This window comes from Nonomuraea sp. NPDC050227 (assembly GCF_044459705.1).
GTDB lineage: Bacteria > Actinomycetota > Actinomycetes > Streptosporangiales > Streptosporangiaceae > Nonomuraea.
The window spans coordinates 50,084-72,090 of sequence record NZ_JBITJF010000002.1 but is presented as its reverse complement, the minus strand read 5'-3'; the positions used below and the strand labels follow the sequence as shown (position 1 = coordinate 72,090).

Annotated in this window: 21 protein-coding genes; 8 read left to right on the top strand and 13 right to left on the bottom strand. The window is 73.0% G+C overall.

Annotated elements, in window-relative coordinates; all coding sequences use genetic code 11:
* Positions 1-89: 89 nt before the first annotated feature.
* Positions 90-1,157, bottom strand: a complete 1,068-nt coding sequence (locus ACIBK9_RS07545) for a LacI family DNA-binding transcriptional regulator (RefSeq protein WP_397156039.1) — start codon at positions 1,155-1,157, stop codon at positions 90-92.
* A 267-nt stretch (positions 1,158-1,424) separates the two neighbouring features.
* On the opposite strand from ACIBK9_RS07545, the gene ACIBK9_RS07540 reads away from it, so the two are divergent.
* Entirely contained in the window at positions 1,425-2,300 is an 876-nt protein-coding gene (locus ACIBK9_RS07540; RefSeq protein WP_397156037.1) for an SGNH/GDSL hydrolase family protein, read from the top strand.
* A gap of 30 nt (positions 2,301-2,330) precedes the next feature.
* On the opposite strand, the gene cydB is transcribed toward ACIBK9_RS07540, so the two are convergent.
* Positions 2,331-3,299 (bottom strand): cytochrome d ubiquinol oxidase subunit II, encoded by a 969-nt coding sequence (cydB, locus tag ACIBK9_RS07535; RefSeq protein ID WP_387669687.1) that lies wholly within the window; start codon positions 3,297-3,299, stop codon positions 2,331-2,333.
* 7 nt (positions 3,300-3,306) lie between these two features.
* Complete coding sequence (locus ACIBK9_RS07530) at positions 3,307-4,680, bottom strand: cytochrome ubiquinol oxidase subunit I (RefSeq protein WP_352326394.1); 1,374 nt, start codon at positions 4,678-4,680, stop codon at positions 3,307-3,309.
* 156 nt (positions 4,681-4,836) lie between these two features.
* Between ACIBK9_RS07530 and ACIBK9_RS07525 the strand changes: the two genes are divergently transcribed.
* On the top strand, positions 4,837-5,484 hold the full coding sequence (locus ACIBK9_RS07525) for a pyridoxamine 5'-phosphate oxidase family protein (RefSeq protein WP_397156034.1): 648 nt from the start codon (positions 4,837-4,839) through the stop codon (positions 5,482-5,484).
* Between the two features lie 19 nt (positions 5,485-5,503).
* Here the strand turns inward: ACIBK9_RS07525 and ACIBK9_RS07520 are convergent, their stop codons facing one another.
* The 5 genes from ACIBK9_RS07520 to ACIBK9_RS07500 are packed head-to-tail and all read right to left on the bottom strand — an operon-like array spanning position 5,504 to position 12,721.
* On the bottom strand, positions 5,504-6,157 hold the full coding sequence (locus ACIBK9_RS07520) for a universal stress protein (protein WP_397156032.1): 654 nt from the start codon (positions 6,155-6,157) through the stop codon (positions 5,504-5,506).
* A gap of 30 nt (positions 6,158-6,187) precedes the next feature.
* A complete protein-coding gene (gene narI / locus ACIBK9_RS07515) occupies positions 6,188-6,874 on the bottom strand; it encodes a respiratory nitrate reductase subunit gamma (RefSeq protein WP_397156030.1) in 687 nt (228 codons plus the stop codon).
* On the bottom strand, positions 6,871-7,533 hold the full coding sequence (gene narJ, locus ACIBK9_RS07510; RefSeq protein ID WP_397156028.1) for a nitrate reductase molybdenum cofactor assembly chaperone: 663 nt from the start codon (positions 7,531-7,533) through the stop codon (positions 6,871-6,873). The genes narI and narJ overlap by 4 nt, the downstream gene beginning before the upstream one ends.
* A complete protein-coding gene (narH, locus tag ACIBK9_RS07505) occupies positions 7,530-9,080 on the bottom strand; it encodes a nitrate reductase subunit beta (protein ID WP_397156026.1) in 1,551 nt (516 codons plus the stop codon). Before narH ends, narJ begins: the two co-directional genes overlap by 4 nt.
* The gene (locus tag ACIBK9_RS07500) at positions 9,080-12,721 is read right to left on the bottom strand and encodes a nitrate reductase subunit alpha (protein WP_397157551.1); all 3,642 of its coding nucleotides are present in this window, start codon (positions 12,719-12,721) and stop codon (positions 9,080-9,082) included. The genes narH and ACIBK9_RS07500 overlap by 1 nt, the downstream gene beginning before the upstream one ends.
* A gap of 187 nt (positions 12,722-12,908) precedes the next feature.
* Here ACIBK9_RS07500 and ACIBK9_RS07495 point away from each other — a divergent pair, with 187 nt between their 5' ends.
* Positions 12,909-13,550: a response regulator transcription factor gene (locus tag ACIBK9_RS07495; protein ID WP_352351499.1), complete on the top strand. Its 642-nt coding sequence runs from the start codon at positions 12,909-12,911 to the stop codon at positions 13,548-13,550.
* A 65-nt stretch (positions 13,551-13,615) separates the two neighbouring features.
* Positions 13,616-14,023: a pyridoxamine 5'-phosphate oxidase family protein gene (locus ACIBK9_RS07490; RefSeq protein ID WP_397156023.1), complete on the top strand. Its 408-nt coding sequence runs from the start codon at positions 13,616-13,618 to the stop codon at positions 14,021-14,023.
* Between the two features lie 110 nt (positions 14,024-14,133).
* Here ACIBK9_RS07490 and ACIBK9_RS07485 read toward each other — a convergent pair whose 3' ends face one another.
* From ACIBK9_RS07485 to ACIBK9_RS07465, 5 genes are all read right to left on the bottom strand, one after another.
* Positions 14,134-15,357, bottom strand: coding sequence for an MFS transporter (locus ACIBK9_RS07485; protein ID WP_397156021.1), 1,224 nt, complete (start codon positions 15,355-15,357; stop codon positions 14,134-14,136).
* A gap of 150 nt (positions 15,358-15,507) precedes the next feature.
* A complete protein-coding gene (locus ACIBK9_RS07480) occupies positions 15,508-17,178 on the bottom strand; it encodes a GAF domain-containing protein (RefSeq protein ID WP_397156019.1) in 1,671 nt (556 codons plus the stop codon).
* Positions 17,179-17,267: 89 nt separating this feature from the next.
* Positions 17,268-17,924 (bottom strand): CBS domain-containing protein, encoded by a 657-nt coding sequence (locus ACIBK9_RS07475; protein WP_397156017.1) that lies wholly within the window; start codon positions 17,922-17,924, stop codon positions 17,268-17,270.
* A gap of 109 nt (positions 17,925-18,033) precedes the next feature.
* Positions 18,034-18,438 (bottom strand): nuclear transport factor 2 family protein, encoded by a 405-nt coding sequence (locus ACIBK9_RS07470; RefSeq protein ID WP_397156015.1) that lies wholly within the window; start codon positions 18,436-18,438, stop codon positions 18,034-18,036.
* 92 nt (positions 18,439-18,530) lie between these two features.
* A complete protein-coding gene (locus ACIBK9_RS07465; protein ID WP_397156013.1) occupies positions 18,531-19,052 on the bottom strand; it encodes a carboxymuconolactone decarboxylase family protein in 522 nt (173 codons plus the stop codon).
* 88 nt (positions 19,053-19,140) lie between these two features.
* Here ACIBK9_RS07465 and ACIBK9_RS07460 point away from each other — a divergent pair, with 88 nt between their 5' ends.
* The 4 genes from ACIBK9_RS07460 (at position 19,141) to ACIBK9_RS07445 (ending at position 21,957) form a co-directional block, all read left to right on the top strand.
* The gene (locus ACIBK9_RS07460; protein ID WP_387669707.1) at positions 19,141-19,758 is read left to right on the top strand and encodes a DUF4142 domain-containing protein; all 618 of its coding nucleotides are present in this window, start codon (positions 19,141-19,143) and stop codon (positions 19,756-19,758) included.
* 73 nt (positions 19,759-19,831) lie between these two features.
* On the top strand, positions 19,832-20,287 hold the full coding sequence (locus ACIBK9_RS07455; protein ID WP_397156011.1) for a hypothetical protein: 456 nt from the start codon (positions 19,832-19,834) through the stop codon (positions 20,285-20,287).
* Between the two features lie 152 nt (positions 20,288-20,439).
* Positions 20,440-21,123 carry a hypothetical protein gene (locus tag ACIBK9_RS07450; protein ID WP_397156009.1) on the top strand — a complete coding sequence of 228 codons (684 nt, stop codon included), beginning with the start codon at positions 20,440-20,442 and terminating at the stop codon, positions 21,121-21,123.
* Positions 21,124-21,273: 150 nt separating this feature from the next.
* A complete protein-coding gene (locus ACIBK9_RS07445; RefSeq protein ID WP_397156007.1) occupies positions 21,274-21,957 on the top strand; it encodes a copper resistance protein CopC in 684 nt (227 codons plus the stop codon).
* Positions 21,958-22,007: the final 50 nt, after the last annotated feature.

The following is a 22,007-nucleotide window of genomic DNA, read 5'->3' as shown; positions in this document are numbered from 1 at the left end:
GCCTGTGTTGCCTCCTCCGAACGGCTGAGAATTTATGCGCTTAACTCGCCAGAAATCCAGCCCCAATGCGCAATTGAGACAAAACTTCGTCAGGGGCAGCCGCAGCTGCGGCCGAGCACCAGGCGCGTCGGCAGCACGTACGACCTGGGGTGGGACACCCCCGCCGCGGTGTCGGTCAGGATGCGCACCGCGAGCCGCCCCATCGTGGCGAACGGCTGGCGGACCGTGGTCAGCGTCGGGTTCGACAGCCGCCCGGCGACGATCCCGTCGAAGCCGGTGATCGCGACGTCGTCCGGCACCCGGAGGCCGTGCCGGGCCAGGAGGTCCAGCACGGTGAGCGCGAGCTGGTCGGTGGCGCAGACCAGGGCGTCCGGCACGTCGCCGGCCGCGATGGCGGCGCGCAACGAGCGCAGGCTGTCCTGGGCCAGCGCGGTGGTGTCGAACGGCTCCTCGGGGACCGGCAGCCCGTGCGCGGCCAGCGCCGCCTGGAACCCGGCGAACCGGGCGGCGATGTCGGGCGCGGCCGGCTCGCCGAGGAAGGCGGGAGACCTGCGGCCGTGCCGCTCGACCAGGTGATCAACGAGCTCGCGCACGGCGCTCTCGTTGGCCACCGTGATGTGGTGCAGCGGGTCGTGCATGGGCGGGCTGCTGAAGATCACCACGGGCACGCCGCGTCCCACGTGCTCCAGCAGGTCGCGCGCCGCGCCGCCCGGGAAGATCGCCAGGCCGTCGACGCTGCCGGCCAGATCGAAGCTGCCCAGCGAGTCGCGACTGGCCCCCGACCCGAGCATCACCGAGCGGCCCAGCCGCTGCGCCTCCAGCTCGAACCCGCGCTGGATCTCGTCGACGTAGAGCGGGAATCGGCGCACGTCACCGAGCCCGTCGAGCTCCCGGGCCACCATGGCGTCGAGATCCTGGGCGCCGAGGTCGGCGGGCAGGAACATGTCGAAGGCATACAGGCCGAGCGCCTGGGAGCGGCCCTTGGCGAGCCCGCGCGCGCTGCCGCTCGGCACGTAGCCGAGGGCCCGCGCGGCCTGCAGGACCAGCTCGCGCGTCTCCGGGCGAACCCGCTCCGGCTGCCGGAAGGTGTGCGAGACCGTCGCGATGGAGACGCCTGCCCGCTCAGCGACGTCGTAGACGGTCGCCCTCTGCGCCACCGGACCATCACCCGCCCTTCCCGGCGTCGCCTGCGAACGGATCGTATCCGCTTCGGGTCACCACCCTACGCGCCGCGCCCGGCCGGTGATCACCACGCTCGTACGCGTACCGGAGGCGACCGGGATCTTGACGGGACGCCCGCGCCCGGTAAAACTAACCACCTGGTAGGAAATGGCTGCGCGCCGCGGGTTCGCCCTGCGTGCGCGGTGTTCACCTCCGCCGCCGCGCCGGCCCCTGCCCTCACCCCCCTCCAGAGAAGGTGGCCCATGTTCGGGAAGAAGTCCCTCACACTCTCAGCGGCGGTCGTCACGGCGGCCGTCTCTTCGCTCCTGGCGACGCCGGCCGCGCACGCCTCCGCCCGTGACACCGCCGTCGGCCACTATGTGGCCCTCGGCGACTCCTACACCGCGGGCCCGGGAATCCCGAACCAGACGGACGCCGACTGCGGCCGTTCCGACCGCAACTACCCGACCCTGACCGCGGCCGCGCGGACCGTCGCCGCCTTCACGGACGTCAGCTGCGCCGGCGCGACCACGGCGAACATGACCGGCGCACAGGGCGCGGCCCCGCCGCAGCTGGACGCGCTCCGCCCGGAGACGGACCTGGTCACCCTCGGGATCGGCGGCAACGACATCAACGTCAGCGGCATCATCGGCCGCTGCGTCATCCTCGGCAAGCTCAACCCCGGCGGCTCGCCGTGCAAGGCCAGCTACACCCTGGCCGGCATCGACCAACTCGCCGGGCGCATCGCCGCCACCGGCGACAAGGTCGACGCCGTGCTCCAGGAGATCAGGCGGCGCTCCCCCGGCGCGGACGTCCTCGTCGTCGGCTATCCGGTCATCATGCCGGACGACGGGAGCAACTGCTATGCGACCGTCCCCATCGCCAAGGGTGACGCGCCCTGGCTGCGGGACGTGGAGAAGCGCCTCAACACCATGCTCGCCGCCCGCGCCGCGGCGGGCGGCGCCCGATTCGTCGACACCTACACCGGCTCGGTGGGCCACGACCTGTGCAAGCCCCTCGGCGTCCGGTGGATGGAGCCGATGGAGGGCGTGGACTCGGTGGGACTCCACCCCAACGCCTCGGGCCACCAGGCCATGTCCACCGCCGTGCTGACCGCGGTGGACGCCGCCCGGCGCTGACGGCGCCGCCGCCGCGGATCCTGATGGCCGTCAGGTTCGGACGGCGCCGGTGATGCGGCGGCGGAACACCCAGTACGTCCACGCCTGGTAGGCCAGCACCAGGGGCGTGAAGACGGCCGCGACCCACGTCATCACCGTCAGCGTGTACGGGCTGGAGGCCGCGTTGGTCACGGTGAGGCTGTTGGCCGGGTCCAGGGCGGGCATGACGTTCGGGAACAGGCCGGTGAAGATCGCGGCCACCAGGGCGACCACGGCGACCGCGCTGGCGGTGAAGGCCCACCCGTCACGGCCGCGCACGGTCGCGGCCACCGCGCCGGCCAGGCCGAGCGCGACCAGCGCCACGGCGGCCCACCGCAGCGCGCCGCCGCCGTCCGAGAGCAGCAGGAACGCCATCACGACCAGGAACGCCGCCGGGGAGATGCTCTTGGCCATCCGGCCGGCGGCCAGGCGCAGGTCGCCGGTGGTGCGCAGGGCCAGGAAGACCGCGCCGTGCAGGGTGAACAGCAGCAGCGTGGCCAGCCCGCCGAGCAGCGCGAACGGGTTGAGCAGGGTCAGCAGCGTGCCGGTGTACTCGTGCTCGGCGTTCAGCGGCACACCGCGCACGATGTTGGCGAACGCCACCCCCCACAGGAAGGCCGGGACGAGCGAGCCCCAGAACAGCGCCCGGTCCCAGCCGCGCGTGCTGTCGCTCTTGCTGCGGTACTCCAGGGCCACGCCGCGGGCGATGAGCGCCAGCAGAATGAGGAACAGCGGCAGGTAGAAGCCGCTGAACAGGGTGGCGTACCACTCGGGGAAGGCGGCGAAGGTCGCGCCGCCGGCCACCAGCAGCCACACCTCGTTGCCGTCCCACACCGGGCCGATCGTCTTCAGGACGGCCCGCCGGTCGGCCTCCTCGCGGCTCAGGACGGGCATCAGGATGCCGACGCCGAAGTCGAAGCCCTCCAGCAGGAAGTAGCCGGTCCACAACACGGCGATCAGGACGAACCAGACGTTTTCCATGATTTCCTCAGTAGCTCAGCGCGGGGACGGCGGTCTCGGGCTCGTCCTGCTCGTTCGGCCCGATCCGGATGAACTTGACCAACAGCCGGATCTCGATGATCGCGAGCACGGCGTAGGCCAGCGTGAAGCCGACCAGCGTGATGGCCACCGAGGGGACGTCCGCCGTCGGCGAGACGGCGTAGGCGGTGCGCATCAGCCCGAAGACGGTCCACGGCTGGCGGCCCATCTCGGTGAAGATCCAGCCCATGCTGTTGGCCAGGAACGGCAGGCCGATCCCGGCGATGGCCAGCCGGTAGGCCCAGCGGCCCGCGGGCAGCCGGCCGCGCCTGGTCAGCCAGAGCCCGGCCAGGGCGAGCAGCGCCGACAGCATGCCGAACCCGATCATCAGCCGGAAGGACCAGTAGGCCAGGCCGACGATCGGCCGGTAGTCGCCGGGGCCGTACAGGGCCTGGTAGCGGGCCTGGATGTCGTTGATGCCCTCGACCTCGCCGTCCAGGGTGTTGGTGGACAGCAGGCTCAGGCCGTAGGGGATCTGCAGGTTGACGTGGTTGCGGCCGTTCTCGACGTCGCCGATGGCGAACAGGGAGAAGCCGGCGGAGGTCTCGTCCTCCCACAGGGCCTCGGCGGCGGCCATCTTCATCGGCTGCTGCTCGGTCATGATCTGGGCCTGCCAGTGGCCGGAGAACGACACCCCGACCGCCGAGACCAGGCTGACGGCCAGCGCCAGCCGGGCCGAGGTGCGAAAGAGGGAGACGTCCCGCTTGCGCAGCAGGAACCAGGCGCTGACGCCCAGCACGAACGCGGCCGCGGTCAGGAACGCCCCGAACAGGACGTGCGGGAAGGTGACCAGCGTGGTCGAGTTGGTCAGCACGGCCCAGATGTCGGTCAGCTCGGCGCGGCCGTTGTTGATCCGGTAGCCGACGGGGTGCTGCATCCAGGAGTTGGCCGCCAGGATGAAGTAGGCCGAGATGTTGGTGCCGATGGCGGCCAGCCAGATCGTGGCCAGGTGCAGGCGGGGCGACAGCCGGTCCCAGCCGAAGATCCACAGGCCGAGGAAGGTGGACTCCAGGAAGAAGGCCATCAGCCCTTCCATGGCCAGCGGCGCCCCGAACACGTCGCCGACGAAGCGGGAGTAGTCACTCCAGTTCATCCCGAACTGGAACTCCTGCACGATGCCCGTCACCACCCCCATGGCGAAGTTGATCAGGAACAGCCGGCCCCAGAACCGGGTCAGCCGCAGGTACTCCGGCTTCTTCGTCCGGTGCCACGCCGTCTGCAGACCGGCCACGATGATCGACAGGCCGATCGTGAGCGGCACGAAGAGGAAGTGGTAGACGGTCGTGATGCCGAACTGCCACCGGGAGAGATCCAGGACATCCATGCAGGCCAGGCTCCTCTTCCCGGCCGCCGCGCCGTAGGGCCGTGCGTCCCGTGGGCGAGGGACGTTGGTCCCATGAAGGGGCGAAGGACCCTGTCCGGGGTACGGGGGGCCTGGAAGGCTGCGACACGCATGGGGACGCAGCGGCAGGAGGAGACAGTGACAGGGACCGGCGACTTCGGCCACCGCATCCAGTACCACCGGCAGCGGCTGGGGCTCACCGTCGAGCAGGTGGCGGAGCGGGCGGACATGTCCGCCGGCTACCTCCGGTACATGGAGGAGCACGTGGACATCCCGGACAGGGGAACCCTGAACCGCCTGGCCGACGCGCTCGGGACGACCGGCCAGGATCTGCTGGGGGGCGGGCGCGACCGTCCGCCGGGCGTCGGGCCCGCGATGGCCGAGCCCGTCCTGGAGGTCCTCGACCGCGAGGAGTGCCTGCGCCTGATCGCGCCCGGCGGCATCGGCCGGATCGCGTTCAACGGCTCGCACGGGCCTACGGTGCTGCCCGTCAACTTCCGCGTGCACGACGGCGCCATCGTCTTCCGCACCGCCGCGGGCGGCCCGCTCGACCAGGACCTGCGGACCGGCCTGGAGGGCGTCGAGGTCATGGTGGGCTTCGAGGTGGACCGGATCGACGAGGCCCGGCGGCAGGGGTGGAGCGTGCTCGTGCAGGGGCCCGCCCACCACGTTGCCCCGGACGAGCAGGCCGAGCCGGACGTCACCCCGTGGGCGGGCGGCGACCGGCGGCTGCACATCCGGATCGTCCCCCACCACGTCACCGGCCGCCGCATCCACTCCATGTGAGGGGGGCCGGCCCCGGAGGCTAGAAGCGCGGCTGGACGACCGCCACCGGGCAGGCCGCGTGGTGCAGCACCCCGTGGCCGACCGAGCCCAGCACGGCCGAGGCGAAGCCGCCGAGCCCGCGCGAGCCCACCACCACCAGGTCGGCCGTCCCGGCGGCGCGGACCAGGGCGGAGACCGGGTGCTCGCACGGCTGTTCCTCGGTGATGACCAGGTCGGGGTTGGCCTGCCGCCACGGGACGACGTGCCCGTGCGGCGGCGTCCGGACGACGACGACCGGGCCGGCGGCGTGCCCGGCCACGGCGACGCTCACCGATCCGGCCGGCATGCCGGTGAACCCGCCGAGCCCGCGCGAGCCCAGGACCAGGCTGTCGGCCGCGAGCGACTCCGCGACCAGGGTGTCCACGACGTTCCCGGCGATCACCTCTGTCGTCACCCCGACTCGCTCGGCCTCCCCGCCCCGTCCGGCCTGCCCGGCCAGGACGGCCGGGATGGCCTGCCCGGCCAGGGCGGCGGCGGCCTCCAGCGCGCGGGCGGGGTCGTCCGTCCCGCCGGGCCGGCGCACGTGCACGATGCGCAGGTCCAGCCCGCGCCGCGCGGCGTCGGCCGCCGCCCATTCCACCGCCGCGGTCGCGGGCGCGGATCCGTCCACCGCCACAACGATCTGACCGCCCATCACACCTCTCCTTCCCGGGCTCCGCGCCGGTCAGCGGGACCGGACGGGCACGCGTCGCCGGTAGACGACGTAGGGCCGCCACAGGTACGCCACCGGCGCCGACCACACGTGCACCAGCCGGGTGAACGGCCAGATCGCGGCGAGCAGCCAGGCCGACATCGCGTGCAGCTGGAACAGCAGCGGCACGTCGGCCATCAGCCGCGGGTCGGGACGGAAGGTCAGCACGCCCCGGAACCAGACGGCGATCGTGGCCCGGTAGTCGTAGCCGCCGCCGAGCAGGTTGCTGCCCACGGTCGCGGCCATGCCGAGCACGATCACCACGGCCAGCACGGTGAACAGCACCTTGTCGGCGCGGGTGGTGGTGCGCCGCACCCGCGCGCTGGTCAGACGCCGGGCCAGCAGCAGCGTCAGGCCCGCGACGACCATGACCCCGGCCACGGTCCCGGCGCTGACCGACACCAGGTGGTAGAGGTGCTCGTCCACGCCGACCGCCTCGGTCCAGCTCTTGGGGACGAGCAGGCCGAGCACGTGACCGCCGATGGCCGCGAACGCGCCGAGGTGGAACAGCGGCGAGCCGAGCCGCAGCAGCCTGCTCTCCAGCACCTGCGTGGTACGGGTGGTCCAGCCGAACTGGTCCACCCGCCAGCGCCAGACGTGCCCGGCGACGAAGATCGTCAAGGCGACATAGGGGACGATCGCCCAGAGCACGACGCTCACGGCCGTACCTCACTCTCGGTCAGCGGCGGCCCGTACGGGGCCAGGCCGACCTCCTCGGCAGGCGGGCCGGCCAGGGCGAGGTCGGCCACCGCGGCCCGCTCGGCCTCCGACATGCCGGGCAGCACCGCGCACAGGGCGTCCAGCACGAGCGCGTACGGCGAGCCCGCCTCGTGCAGGGCGGTGCGGATGAGCTCCAGCCCCTTGCGGTGCTGGCGCAGCGGCGCCTCCCCCACGTCCGGCCCGGCCAGCGCGGCGAACTCGCACACCACCGGCAGGAAGTCGGGCAGCTCGCCCTCGGGCGGGGTGAGCCCGGCCACGCGGTAGCGCTGCTTGAGCGTCAGCAGGGCCATGCCCCGGCGGCGGGTGTCGCCGTGCAGGTAGTAGGTGAGGTAGAGGCTGGACCTGCGGCGCAGGTCGAAGGTCTCGACGTAGTGGCGGGCCAGCGGCATCGGCTGCCGGTCGCCGAACCACCACAGGAACTGCTCCAGCGCCTGGCGCGGATGCCCGTCGGGCAGCGCCGCGACGGCCTTGCGCAGCTCGGGACGGGCGGCCAGCAGCCCGGCGTCCGGGTACTGCAGCAGCAGCGAGACCAGCCGGAGCAGCACGGCGCGGTCCTGCGGCCGTTCGACGACGGTGTCGGGGGCGGGCAGCAGTCTCATGACGCCGGCCCCTTGCCGGTGAACAGCTTCAGGCCCAGGCGTCCGTCGCTGCGGCGGCCGGTCACGCCGGTCGGGTGGAACCCGCTCATCCCGGGGCCGCCGTCGCCGTCCAGGCTGCACCCGGCGGCCTGGGCCGACAACGCGGCGGCGTCCTCGCGGTGGGCGGCGGGCACGACGTAGCGCTCCTCGTACTTGGCGACGGCCAGCAGGCGGTACATCTCCTCCATGTCCCGCGCCGTCATCCCGGCCGACTCCAGCAGGTCCCCGGCCACGGTGCCGTCGAGGGTGCGGGCCCGCATGTAGCCGCGCATCGCCGACAGCTTCATCAGCACCCCGGCCACCACCTCGGTGTCCCCGGCGCTGAACAGCCCGGCCAGGTACTCCAGCGGGATGCGCAGGTCGGTGATGGCGTGGAAGACGTTGTCGGGGTCGTCGGCGTCCGCGCCGGCCCCGGTCACGGCGTCGAGCACCGGCGACAACGGCGGGATGTACCAGACCATCGGCAGCGTGCGGTACTCCGGGTGCAGCGGCAGCGCCACCCGGTAGCGCATGGCCAGCCGGTAGATCGGCGAGCGCCGCGCGGCCTCGATCCAGTCCTCGCTGATCCCGGACGCTCGCGCGGCGGCGGCCACCTGCGGGTCGTCGGGGTCGAGGAAGACCTCGCGCTGGGCCTCGAGCAGGTCGCGAGGGTCGGGCACGCGGGCGGCGGCGAGCACGGCATCGGCGTCGTACAGGACGAGGCCGATGTAGCGCAGCCGGCCCACGCAGGTCTCGGCGCACACGGTCGGCTGTCCCGCCTCGATGCGGGGGAAGCAGAACGTGCACTTCTCGGCCTTGCCGGTCTTGTGGTTGACGTACACCTTCTTGTACGGGCACGACGAGACGCACATGCGCCAGCCGCGGCAGCGGTCCTGGTCCACCAGGACGATGCCGTCCTCCTCCCGCTTGTACATCGCGCCGGAGGGGCAGGCGGCCACGCACGCCGGGTTGAGGCAGTGCTCGCAGATGCGCGGCAGGTGGAACATGAAGGTCTGGTCGAACTCCATCCGCACCTTCTCGGCCATGGCCGCCAGGTTGGGGTCGCCGTGGGCGTGCTCGGGGGCGCCGCCGAGGTCGTCCTCCCAGTTGGCGCCCCACGTGATGTTCATGTCCTTGCCGGTGATGGCCGACTTCGGACGGATGACCGGCACGTGCGGCCCGGCGGGGGCGTTGAGCAGGGTGTCGTAGTCGTAGGTGGCCGGCTCGTAGTAGTCGTCCAGGTCCGGCAGGTCGGGGTTGGAGAACAGGCTGAGCAGCCGCTTGACCCGGCCGCCCGCGCGCAGCTTCAGCCGGCCGCGCCCGTCGAGCTGCCAGCCGCCGTGCCAGCGTTCCTGGTCCTCGTACCGCTTGGGGTAGCCGACGCCGGGCTTGGTCTCGACGTTGTTGAACCAGACGTACTCGACGCCGTCCCGGTTCGTCCAGGTCTGCTTGCAGGTGACGGAACAGGTGTGGCAGCCGATGCACTTGTCCAGGTTCATCACCATGGCGACCTGTGCCATGACGCGCATCAGTAGGTCACCTCCTGGCCGCGGCGGCGGATGACCGTGATCTCGTCACGCTGGTTGCCGGTCGGCCCGTAGTAGTTGAAGGCGTAGGTGAACTGCGCGTACCCGCCGATGAGGTGGCTGGGCTTGAGCAGCAGCCGGGTGAGGGAGTTGTGCACGCCGCCGCGCCGGCCCGACCGCTCGGTGAGCGGGACGTTCACGTTGCGGTCCTTGGCGTGGTACATGTACACGGTCCCGGCCGGCATCCGGTGGGAGACGACCGCCCTGGCCACGACCACGCCGTTGCGGTTGTACGCCTCGATCCAGTCGTTGTCGGCGGCCCCGATCGAGGCGGCGTCCTCGACGCTCATCCAGATCGTCGGCCCGCCCCGCGACAGGGCCAGCATGTACGCGTTGTCCTGGTACTCCGAGTGGATCGACCACTTCGAGTGCGGCGTCAGGTACCGCACGGTGACCTCGGCGCCCTGCCCATCAGCCTGCCCGTCGCGCTGGTCGCCGTGGTGGCGGCGCAGGTCGAGCGGCGGCCGGTAGGCGGGAAGCTGCTCGCCCAGCTCGATGATCCAGTCGTGGTCGAGGAAGAACTGCTGCCGGCCGGTCAGGGTGTGCCATGGCTTGTCGCGTTCGACGTTGATGACGAACGCGGAGTAGCGGCGCCCGCCGGTCTCCGAGCCCGACCACTCGGGCGAGGTGATCACCGGCTGCGGCCTCGACCGCGTGTCGGCGAACGTGATGCGCTTGCCCTCGTGCTCGGCGGCCAGGTCGGCGAGCCTGGTCCCGGTGCGCTTCTCCATGGTCTCGAAGCCCTGGGTGGCCAGGCGGCCGTTGGTGGTGCCGGACAGCGCGAGGATGGCCTCGCACATCCGGTCGGCGGTGCTCAGGGAGATGTGGCCCTCGGGGGTCTCGCCGTTCTGCTCGCGCAGGTGGTTCAGCTCGGGGCCCACCCGGTAGGTGATCCCCTTGGTGGTCAGGCCCAGGTCGGCGAAGAGCGGCCCGATCCCGCGGACGCGCTCGGCGACCGCTCCGTAGTCGCGCTCGACCGTGACGATCTTGGGCATCGTCCGGCCCGGGACGGGCTCGCACTCGCCGTGCTTCCAGTCGCGCACCCGGCCGCCCGGCTGGGCCAGCTCGTCCGGGGTGTCGTGGGTGAGCGGGACGGCCAGCACGTCGGTGCGCCGGCCCAGGTGGCGGGCGGCCAGCTTGGAGAAGGCGTCGGCCAGCCCGAGGAAGGCGTCGTGGTCGGACCTGGTCTGCCAGGGCGGGGCGATGGCCGGGTTGAAGGCGTGCACGAACGGGTGCATGTCGGTGCTGGACAGGTCGTGCTTCTCGTACCAGGTGGCGGCGGGCAGGACCACGTCGGAGAACAGCGCCGTGGACGTCATCCGGAAGTCGATCGTCGTCAGCAGGTCGAGCTTGCCCTCCGCGGCGTTCTCCCGCCAGGTCACCTCGGCCGGGCGCAGCCCCTCGGGCGTCTCCTCGTTGCGCGCCTCGGCGTCGGCGCCGAGCAGGTGGCGCAGGAAGTACTCGTTGCCCTTGCCGGACGAGCCGAGCAGGTTGGCCCGCCACACGGTCAGCACCCGCGGGAAGTTGGCCGGGTCGCCCGGGTCCTCGGCGGCGAAGCGCAGCCGCCCGGCCTTCAGCTCGTCCACCACGTGCTCGGCCACCGGGACGCCGCGCGCGGCGGCCTCGTCGGCGAGCTTGAGCGGGTTGCGGTCGAACGTCGGGTGCGAGGGCAGCCAGCCCAGCCGGGCCGCCTGGGCGTTGCAGTCGGCGAACGAGCGGCCCGCGAACCTGCCCTCGCCCAGCGGGCTGGCCAGCTCGCCGGCCCCGATGCGCTCGTAGCGCCACTGGTCGGTGGCCAGGTACCAGAACGCGGTGCCGGCCATGTGCCGGGTCGGGCGCTGCCAGTCGAAGCCGAAGGCCAGGTGCTGGAAGCCGGTGACCGGGCGGACCTTCTCCTGGCCCACGTAGTGCGCCCAGCCGCCGCCGTTGACGCCCTGGCAGCCGGTCAGCAGCACCAGCGTCAGGAACGAGCGGTAGATCTGGTCGGAGTGGAACCAGTGGTTGGTGCCGGCGCCCATCGCGATCATCGACCGGCCCTGGGTGCGCTCGGCGTTGCGGGCGAACTCGCGGGCGATCCTGGCGATCGTGGCGGCCGGGACCGAGGTGATCTCCTCCGCCCAGGCCGGGGTGTAGGGCTGCGTGGCGTCCTCGTAGCTCGCCGGCCATTCGCCGGGCAGGTCGCGGGCCACGCCGTACTGGGCCATGAGCAGGTCGAACACCGTCGTGACGAGCTTGCCGGCCAGCTCGGTGACCGGGACGCCGCGGCGCATGACCGAGCCGCCCTCGGTGGGGCCCTCGTCGAAGCGCGGCAGGTCCACCTCGACCGCGCGCCCGGACCGGCCGAGCAGGGTCAGCGCCGGGACGGCGCCGTCCAGGTCGAGGTTCCAGCGGCCCTCGCCCTCCTGGCCCCAGCGGTGGCCGAGCGAGCCGTTCGGCACCTGCGCGGCGCCGGTCGTCTCGTCCAGGAAGACGGTCTTGAACTCGGCGTTCTCGCTCTCCTGGCCCAGGTCGGCGGCGGTCAGGAAGCGGCGCGGCACGTACGCGTCGCCGCGCGGCTCCAGCGTCACCAGGAACGGCAGGTCGGTGTACTTGCGCACGTAGTCGGTGAAGTACGGCACCTGGCGGTCGCGGAAGAACTCGGTCAGCGTCACGTGGCCCATCGCCATGGCCAGGGCGCCGTCGGTGCCGGGGTGCGGCGCGAGCCAGTCGTCGGCGAACTTGACGTTGTCGGCGTAGTCGGGGCTGACCGCGACGACCTTGGTGCCCTGGTAGCGGGCCTCGGTCATGAAGTGGGCGTCCGGGGTGCGGGTGACCGGGATGTTGGAGCCCCACATGATCAGGTAGCGGGAATTCCACCAGTCGGCCGCCTCGGGCACGTCGGTCTGGTCGCCCCACACCTGCGGCGAGGCGATCGGCAGGTCGGCGTACCAGTCGTAGAACGACAGGAGCGTGCCGCCGATCATCGACAGGAAGCGGGTGCCGGCCGCGAACGAGGCCATCGACATCGCCGGGATCGGCGAGAAGCCCACCACCCGGTCGGGGCCGTGCTCCTTGATGGTGTGCACGTGGGCGGCGGCCATGAGCTCCAGGACCTCGTCCCAGCTCGACCGGACGAACCCGCCCTTGCCGCGGGCCCGCTTGTAGGCCCGCGCGCGCTCGGGGTCGCCGGTCAGCTCCGCCCAGGCCAGCACGGGGTCGCCCAGCCTGGCCTTGGCCGCACGCCACATCTCCAGCAGCACCCCGCGCACGTACGGGTAGCGCACCCGCGAGGGAGAGTAGGTGTACCAGGAGAAGGACGCGCCACGGGGACAGCCGCGCGGCTCGTACTCGGGCGACTCCGGGCCGACCGACGGGTAGTCGGTGGCCTGGTGCTCCCACGTGATCAGGCCGTCCTTGACGAACACCTGCCAGGAGCACGAGCCCGTGCAGTTCACGCCGTGCGTCGAGCGCACCACCTTGTCGTGCGCCCACCGGTCCCGGTAGAAGCGGTCCCAGGCGCCGGGATCGACCTGGTGCAGGGTGCGGCCGTCGGCCGACACCTCCGCCCTGGTGAAGAACTTCCTGGCCGCGAGCAACGGCCCCATGCCCGGGATCGCGTCTATGTCGCTCACAACTCTTCCCCTGCCACAACGGTCATGGATCCAGGCTGGTGGGCGGGCGGGCGCTCCCGGCAGGGACCAAAGTCCCTTCGTACCGGCCGATCGGCCCACGACCGGCGCCAGGGACCTTGGTCCCTACTTCCGGGTGACGGGAGGCGGTAGCGTCGGAGGCATGATTCGTGTGTTCCTGCTCGACGATCACGAGGTCGTGCGGCGTGGCGTGGCCGCCCTGCTGGGCTCCGAGGACGACATCGAGGTGATCGGCGAGGCCGGGACCGCCGAGTCGGCGATCGCCCGCATCCCGGCGCTGAAGCCCGACGTCGCGGTGCTCGACGTGCGCCTGCCCGACGGCAACGGCGTCGACGTGTGCCGGGAGGTGCGCTCGAAGCTGCCGGGGCTGGCCTGCCTCATGCTGACCTCGTTCGCCGACGACGACGCCCTGTTCGACGCGGTGATGGCCGGCGCGTCGGGCTACGTGCTCAAGCAGATCCACGGCTCGGACCTGGTCGGCGCGGTGCGCACGGTGGCCTCCGGCCAGTCGCTGCTCGACCCGCAGACCACCGCCGCCATGTTGCAGCGGCTGCGCGACCAGGCCGCCCGGCAGGACCCGCTGGCGGCGCTGTCGGAGCAGGAGCGGAACATCCTCGACCTGATCGGCGAGGGGCTGACCAACCGGCAGATCGGCGAGCGCATGTTCCTGGCCGAGAAGACGGTCAAGAACTACGTGTCCAACCTGCTGGCCAAGCTCAACATGCAGCGCCGCACGCAGGCCGCCGCGCTGTCGGCGCGGTTGCGGGCCGACCGTCGCGACTGAGCGTCCCCCGCGTCGGGACTTTCGCCTCTGACACCGGGAACGTGCCTGGTGGGAGGCTGAGAAGCATGCAACTCGACTCGTCCGGGCTCCAGGTGCTCTCTCGTGAGGAGTGCCTGCGCCTGCTGTCGTCCACGCCGATCGGGCGGATCGTCTTCACCGATCGCGCCCTGCCGGCCGTGCAGCCGGTCAACTTCTGCCTCGACGGAGAGCGCGTCGTCGTCCGCACCTCGATCGGGTCGAAGCTGGCCGCGGCCACCCGGCAGGCCGTGGTGGCGTTCGAGGCCGACGAGTTCGATCCCGCGATGCGCACCGGCTGGTCGGTGACGGCGGTCGGGCACGCGCGGGCGGTGACCGATCCGGCCGAGACGGCCCGGCTGGCCGCGCTGCCCCTGTCCCCGTGGGCTCCGGGCAGCCGCGACCACTACATCGTGGTCGACGCCGAGCAGCTGTCCGGCCGCCGGATCGCCGACTGACGTACCGCCAAACGCGCGGGGCCCGGCCGGACGGCCGGGCCCCACCTTTGCGTGGGGGTGCGGTCAGCCCCTTTGTGTGCGGTGCGGTCAGCGCCTTTGCGTGGGTGCGGTCAGCGCGAGCCGGCCGGGCCGGCCACGCGGCGGGCGGCCAGCGCGCGGACCGCGGTCACCGTCAGGGCCAGCGTCACCACGGCGGTGACCGCCAGCAGGGCCAGGCCGAGGCCGTACGAGCCGAGCCGGCCGTACAGGAAGCCCATCACCAGCGGCGGGACGAACCCGCCGAGCCCGCCGGCGGCGCCGACCAGGCCGGTGACCGTGCCGACCTTGTCGGCCGGGGCGACCTGCGCGACCAGCGCGAAGGTGGCGCCGCTGCCGGCGCCGAGCGCGGCGGCCATGGTCAGGAACGCGATCGTGCCGACCGGCATGAGGCCGGGGGTGAGCGCCTGCACGGCCGCCGTGCCGGCGGTGACGACGAACACGCCGGTCAGCACGGGCACCGGGCCGACGCGGTCCGACAGCCAGCCGCCGATCGGCCGGGCCAGCACGGCCAGCACGACGAACCCGGCCATCCGGTTGGCGGCGTCGGCCTGCTCCAGCCCGTAGCCGGTCTGCAGGTAGGCGGGCAGGTAGACCGAGAAGGCGACGTAACCGCCGAAGGCGACCGCGTACAACACGCACGCCTGCCAGGTGATCGGCAGCCTGAGCCCGGCGGCCATGCGCGCACCCAGCGGCTGGGTGACGACGGCCCGGCCGGGCGCGTCGCGCAGCACCAGCCACGCCACGACCGCGTACGCGGCCAGCACGACGGCGGTGATGAGGAACGGCACGGCGGCGCCGCCGGCGCGGACCAGCGGGACGGTGGTCAGCGCGCTGATCGCGGTGCCGCCCATCCCCGCGCCGAAGATCCCGACCGCCAGGCCGCGCCGGTTCGGCGGGAACCAGGCGTTGACGAACGGCACCCCGACGGCGAACACGGTGCCGCCGACGCCGAGGAAGAACCCGCCGATCAGCAGCGAGACCATCGACGTCTGCCCGAACAGGCCGATGAACAGGACGGGGACGATGGTGGCCGCCGAGACCAGCGGGAACATCACCCGCCCGCCGAACCTGTCGGTGAGCGCGCCGACCGGGATGCGGCCCAGCGACCCCACGATCACCGGGACGGCCACCAGCAGCGCCTGCTGCCCGGCCGACAGCCCGAGCAGCTCCTTGAAACGCGGCCCGAGCGGACTGAGCAGGGCCCAGGCCCAGAAGTTCACCGCGAAGCCCAGGGTCGCCAGGGTGAGCATCAACGCCGGGCTGCGGCCGGGGGTGGTGGCCGGTGGGTTCGTCATGTCTTCCTCACGTGGTTCATGCGGAGGCGGGGCGGCCTGAATGGCCGCGATCACCTGGCTTTGCCGTCCCATCACAGCTCAGCGGGCATGACGCGGGGTATGGACGAAGGTCCCGACCTCCCGGGACTTAGGACGCGCGGGGGGCGGCCGTCACAGCGGGACGTGCCAGCGCAGGCGGGTGCCGCCCTCCTCCGGCGTCTCCAGCTCGGCGGCCCCGCCGAGGTCGGCGGCCCGTTCCTCGATGTTGCGCAGGCCGCTGCGCCGCCCGCCGTCGCCCACGCCGACGCCGTTGTCGCCGACGAGGAGGGTGAGCCGGCCGCCGGCGACCTCGATGGAGACCTCGGCCCGGGTGGCGTGGGAGTGGCGCACCACGTTGGACAGCGCCTCGCGCAGGACGGCGAGCAGGTGCCCGGCCACCTGGTCGGGCACCAGGGTGTCGATCTGGCCCTCCATGCGCAGGCCGGGCATGAACCCCAGGTGCGCGCCCGCCCCCTCCACCAGGTCGACGATCTTCGTGCGCAGGCTCGGCGCGGCGTCCTCGCGCGGGGCCTGGAGGGCGAAGATGGACGAGCGGATCTGCCGGATGGTCTCGTCCAGCTCGTCGATGGCGTGCTGGAGCCGTTTGCCCGCCTCCGGCCGCTCGACCAGCCGGACGGTGCTCATCAGCGTCATGGCCGTGGCGAACAGGCGCTGGATGACGACGTCGTGCAGGTCCTTGGCGATGCGGTCGCGGTCCTCCAGCAGGCCGAGCCGTTCGGCGTCGCGGCGGGCCTCGGCCAGCTCCAGCGCGATCGCCGCCTGCCCCGCGAACGACTCCAGCATCTGCTGGTCGGCCCCGCTGAACGGCAGCCGCCCGCCGCGCTTGGCCAGCATGAGCACGCCGCGCACGCGGGGGGCGGCGCCCAGCGGCACCATCAGGCCGGGGCCGTAGCCCAGCCGCCGCAGCGGCGAGTCGGGGTAGGGCGTGCCCGGCAGGTCGCGTTCGGACCGGGGCTCGGCGTGCGTGAACGCCTCCCCCGCCAGGGTGGCCGAGACGTCGAACGCCATCCCCAGCAGCTCGTCGGCGCCCTCGCCCTCGGCCACGTCGACGGTCAGCGTGCCGCCCGACGGGTCGGGCAGCAGCACCTGGACCAGGTCGGCGTCGGTCATCTGGCGGGCCCGCGCCGCCATGGTGGTGAGCACCTCGCGCGAGCCGGCGCCGGACAGCAGACTGGTGGTGATCTCCGAGGATGCCTGCAGCCAGGTCTCGCGCCGGCGCGACTCCTCGTACAGCCGGGCGTTCTCCACGGCGACGCCGGCGGCGGTGGCCAGGGCGATCACGATGGCCTCGTCCTCCTCGTCGAAGTCGCCGCCGCCGCGTTTCTCGGTCAGGTAGAGGTTGCCGAACACCTCGTCGCGCACCCGCACCGGGACGCCGAGGAAGGTGCCCATCGGCGGGTGGCCGGGCGGGAAGCCGTAGGACTCGGGGTGGTCGGAGATGCGGCCCAGCCGCAGCGGGCGGGCGTCCTTGATCAGCAGGCCGAGCAGGCCCAGCCCGTGCGGCCAGTGCTCGATCCGGGCGATCTCCTCCTCGCTCAGCCCGACCGGGATGAACTGGACGAGCGTCTGCTCCTCGCCGACCACGCCGAGCGCCCCGTAGCTGGCGTCCACCAGCTTGGTGGCCGTCTCGACGATCCGCCGCAGCACGGTCTCCAGGTCGAGGTCGCTGCCCACTGAGACGACGGCCTCCAGCAGCGCGTGCACCCGGTCGCGGGTGGCGAGGACGGCGTTGAGCCTCGTCTGCAGCTCGGCCAGCAGCTCGTCGAGCCGCATCTGGGGCATCAGGCTACGCTGCTCACTTTCCGACATACCGTTCAGTGTCCCAGCAAGTGCCCTCGCCGCCGGAATCAGCCCGCCGGGCCCGTCCGCCTCTACAGCAGCGGCGGGACGGTGAACAGGTCGTCCCGGTCGCGTTCGAGCTCGGTCACGACGTCGACGACGCCCTCCACCGCCCGGACCGCCTCCGTCAGCGCGGCGGCCCGGGCGCGGGTCGCCACCCTGCCGGTGATCGTGACCACGCCGGCGTCGACCGCGACCGCGAACGTGCCGTCCGGCGGGAGCACGGCCCTGACGTCCGCCTCCAGCTCGGCGGCCGGGCGGGTGAAGACGCGCAGCACGTCGCGCTGGTGCAGGGTGCCGACGACGCGTCCGGTGACCGGGTCGATCACCGGGAGCTGCCTGATCCGCCGGGCGTGCATGATCCTGGCCGCCTCGCGCACCGGCATGCCCGGGGTGACCGTGACCGCCGGCGACGTCATCAGCTCGGCGGCGGTGACGGCGGCGGCCTTGCGCTGCTCCTGCCGCCGCGCCCGCGAGTCGAGGACGGAGACGGCGTGCCGGGCCCGGCCGGTCTCCTTGAGCAGCAGGTCGTCCTCCGACACCACGCCCACCGGCCGCCGGTCGGCGTCGATCACGGTGACCGCGCCCACCGCGTACCGCTTCATCGCCGCCACGATGTCGGCGAACGACGCGTGCTCCAGCACCGCGATCGCCACGCGTCCCATGACGTCCTTGACCTCGATCGACATGATCGCCACCTCGCTTTCCGCCTCCACGGTCCCGCGCGCGGGGGCGGTGGCGGCAGCGGCGAACGTCCCGCGGGCGAGGGGCTTAGGTCCTGGACGGCGGGAGCGGGTGTCAGTGCAGCGGGCCGGCGAAGACCACGATCTCGTCGATGTCGCCGGCGGCGGTGAGGTGCACCATGTCGGTGCCCGACAGGACGGTGGCGCCGTCGGGCCCCTCGAAGCGCCAGCCGAACCGGGCCCACTCGTGCGGCGCGTCGACGGACGTCGTCCGGACCATGCGGCAGCCGCCGGCCCGGTAGCCCTGCACCACCTCGGTGACGAAGTCGGCCACCGCGCCCCGGCCGGACCCGCGGCCGAGCGGCCCCCAGAACACCACGTCGGCGGCGAGGGCACGGCTGAGCAGCGCGGAGCGGTGGTCGGGGTCGTCTGCGTTGGCGGCGGCGATGAAGGCGTCGATCGCGTCGGTGTGGGCCCGGTGGTGCCGCTGCGGGGATGCCGCCGGTTCGTGCGCGGTCATGTCGTCCTCCATCCGTCGCCGGGGCGTGCGGGAACCGGGGCCGGTCGCACGCCGATCGCCATGGGCCAGTACATCACGACCGCGCTCCTGGCCTACTTCTCTTCCGGCTGGTTCCCCACGAGCAGGTTGAACGCCCCGGTCAGCAGGTTGAGCGAGACCAGGCCGACGACCTCGGCGATCACCCGGTCGCTCCAGCCGAGGGAGCGCAGCCCCGCCACCTCCTCGTCGGTGATGGACGACGGCTCGACCAGCACCCGCACCGCCACCGCGATCAGGGCGGCCTCCCGCGCGTCGGCCGAGGTGCCCTGGCGGGCCAGCGCGACGTCGGCCTCGCTCAGCCCGGCGGCCAGCGCCCCCTCGGTGTGCGCGGCCAGGCACGTGCCGCAGCCGATCCACTCCTGCACGGCCAGGGAGATCTTCTCGCTGAGCGCGCGCGGGATCTTCACCCGCTTCATCGCCCGGGAGAAGTCCAGATATCCCTGGAGCAGGGCGGGCGAGTGGGCCATCGTGGACACCATGTCACCCACCCTGCCGTGCCTGGCGACGATGTCGTCCAGGATCTGACGGGACTTCTCGGGGGCCTTCTCGGGAACGAGCGGTTCAAGACGTCTCATACGGCGCACTCTATACCCATAGGGGGTATGCAGGAAACCGGTCCCGGATCCGTTGAACCGGATCCGTCGGGCCCGCGTACCTTCGAGCATGCACAGGCTCTTGCGCGGTGAGATGTTCATGCTGGGCGGCTTTGTCGCGGCGGCGGCGGCGACGATCCTGCTGATCCTGCCTCCGTCGATCGACCCCGCGGACGCGCAACGGACCCTCACGCCCTCGGGCCCCCTCTCGGCCGCCGACGTCGACCTGCTGATCAAGGTGCGGCAGGCGGGCCTGTGGGAGATGCCCGCGGGCGAGTACGCCGCCACCCGCGCCCAGTCGCAGCGCGTCAAGCAGGTCGGCAAGCAGATCATGGGCGAGCACCAGAAGCTGGACCAGATGACCCGCGACACGGCGGCCAGGCTCGGCGTCGCCCTGCCCGACGAGCCCAACCCCGACCAGCAGCGCTGGCTGGCCCAGCTCGCGGCCGAGAGCGGCCCGGCCTTCGACCAGGACTACGCGAACCTGCTGCGCGCCGCGCACGGCAAGGTCTTCGGCACCCTGGCGCTCGTCCGGGCCGGGACCAGGAACGCCGAGATCCGCAAGTTCGCCCAGGAAGGCATCAACTTCGTCATGCGCCACATGACGTACCTCGAATCGACCGGCCTGGTGAACCACAACCAGCTCCCCGAGCCCCCGCTCCCGTCCCCCGCCCCGCCCACCTCCTGACCTGCCGGCCCCTGGAAGCGCGTCTTCCCACGGGGGACCGGTCCCATCGACACTCCGGCGGAACACCGACCTCATGCCCGAACCCCTCGAAGCACCCGTCCGCGCGTCGCGGCAGGCGATCGCCGTCCTGGGCATCGCCCTGCTGGCGGGGTGCGCGGCCGCCCCCGTCCCCCAGGGGCAGCCGGCGCACCACCACGGCGCCGCTCCCCCCGCCCCCGCCGTCGCCGTCGCGCCGAAGGTGCCGGCCGGCGACATGAAACAGCTCACCACCCTGCTCGGCTGCCCCGCCGGCAAGCTGCAGACCGACGCCGCCGAGCTGCGGCAGGCGGCCTGCGACACCCCCCAGGGCCGCCTGACGATCGTGACGTTCAGCACCGACAAGGGCAAACGAGACTGGCTCGACATCGCCCAGGCGTACGGCGGCGCGTACCTGGTCGGCGACCGCTGGGTCGTCGTCGCCACGGCCGACCTGCTGGAACGGTTACGCGGCCGCCTGGGCGGCGAGCTTGAGACCCCGCGACACCATTGACCCCTCCCAGCCGGCCCGGCTCCCCACCGAGCCTGCCCGGTGCGCCCGCGTGTCGCGCGCCCGGTAGTCCGCCCTCCGCGCCCGCCCGATGCGCCCGCCCGGTGCGCAAGGACGCGGATGACGACCCGGCCGGGCTCTGGCACGATGGCCGGATGCAGGTCGCCCGTCCCGTGGTCCGCGCGCTTCGCGCCGCGGTGTTCACGGCCGTGTGCGTCCTGGCCTCGGCGGCCCTGCACACGCTGGTCGGCGGCACGGCGATCGCGCCCGGCCCGCTGGCCCTGGCCGTCGCGGCGACCTTCGCGGCCGCCTACGCCGCCGGGTCCCGTCCCCGCGGATGGGCGCCCCTGCTGGCCATGTGCGTGGCCGCCCAATACGGCCTCCACGAGCTCTTCGACGCCTCCGAGTCCGCCCGGTACGGCCTGAGCCACCTGCTCGACGCCTCCTCGCCGTCCTTCGGCGGGCCGCTCGCCGGTCCGTTCGGCGGTCAGTTCGGCGGTCCGTCCGCCGGGTCGCCCGCCGGGGCCGTCGCCCATGGGCACGGCTCCTCCGGGATGGTGGTGATCCACCTGGCGGTGGCCGTCTCGTCGAGCTGGTGGCTGGCCCGCGGCGACGCGGCGCTGGCGGCGTTGCTGCGGTTGAGCACGATCCGGCTGGCCCGGCTGTGGGCCGTCCTGTGCGCCTGGTTGTCCGTCCTGGCTCCGCCGCCCGCCGGGCCCGCCCGCGCGTGCCCGCTGTGGCCTCCCGTGGCGGGTCACCGGGCACTGCTGCTGGCTCCGGTCCTCTCCCGGCGCGGGCCGCCACGCCCGGCTGCGCACGCCCGGCCGTCCGGCCGCTGACGCTCCCCGTCGTGCGGCGGGTCCGGCGTGCCTCCCGGCAGGCAGACGACCCAGCCGGCGCCGCCGCGGTACGCCCCTCGCGTCCCGTCGCGCGCCGGACCGCATGTCCATCCGGCGATCGAGCCGGATCCAGGAACCTCGGAGTTCGCAGTGACCCCTTCCCTTCGTCCCGCGCGTCGCCCGTTCCGGGCGGCCGTTCGTGCCGGTGTCGCCGTCGGCGGCGCCGTCCTGCTGCTGCTGGCCGCCGCGCCCGCCGCGCTGGCCCATGACCGGCTGAAGAGCAGCTCACCCGCCGACGGCGCCAAGCTCGCGCAGGTGGAGAGCATCGAGCTGGAGTTCACCTCCCGCATGACCCTGCCGACCCTCGTGCTCGACGGCCCGGCGGGCGAGAACCTGCCGCTGGGCAAGCCGCGGGCCCAGGGCGTCACGGTGAAGGCCGAGCCGGCCGCGCCGCTGGAGCCCGGCAAGTACCGGCTGGCCTGGCGGGTGGTCTCCTCCGACGGCCACCCGATCGCCGGCGAACTGCGTTTCACCGTCACCGCCCCGGCCACCCCGACCGCGAGCGAGCCCGAAACCACCCCGACCGAGACCACGACCGAGACCACGTCCGAGACCCCGAGCTCGACCGAGACCCCGAGCTCGACCGGGACCTCGGCCGAGGTCGCCCCGGCGGCCTCCTCGTCACCGGTCGCCCAGGCCGAGGCGGACACGGGCTCGGGCGGCGTGCCCGGCTGGTTGTGGGTGGCGGCGGCTGCGCTGGTCGCGGGCGGCGCCGCGACCGTCGTGGCCGGCCGCCGCAAGCGCACCACCGGGGACGCCGACCCGAGGCCCTGACCGGGTCGCGGGCGCTCCAGGTCGCCACGCGACCCCAGCCCCTGGCCGGG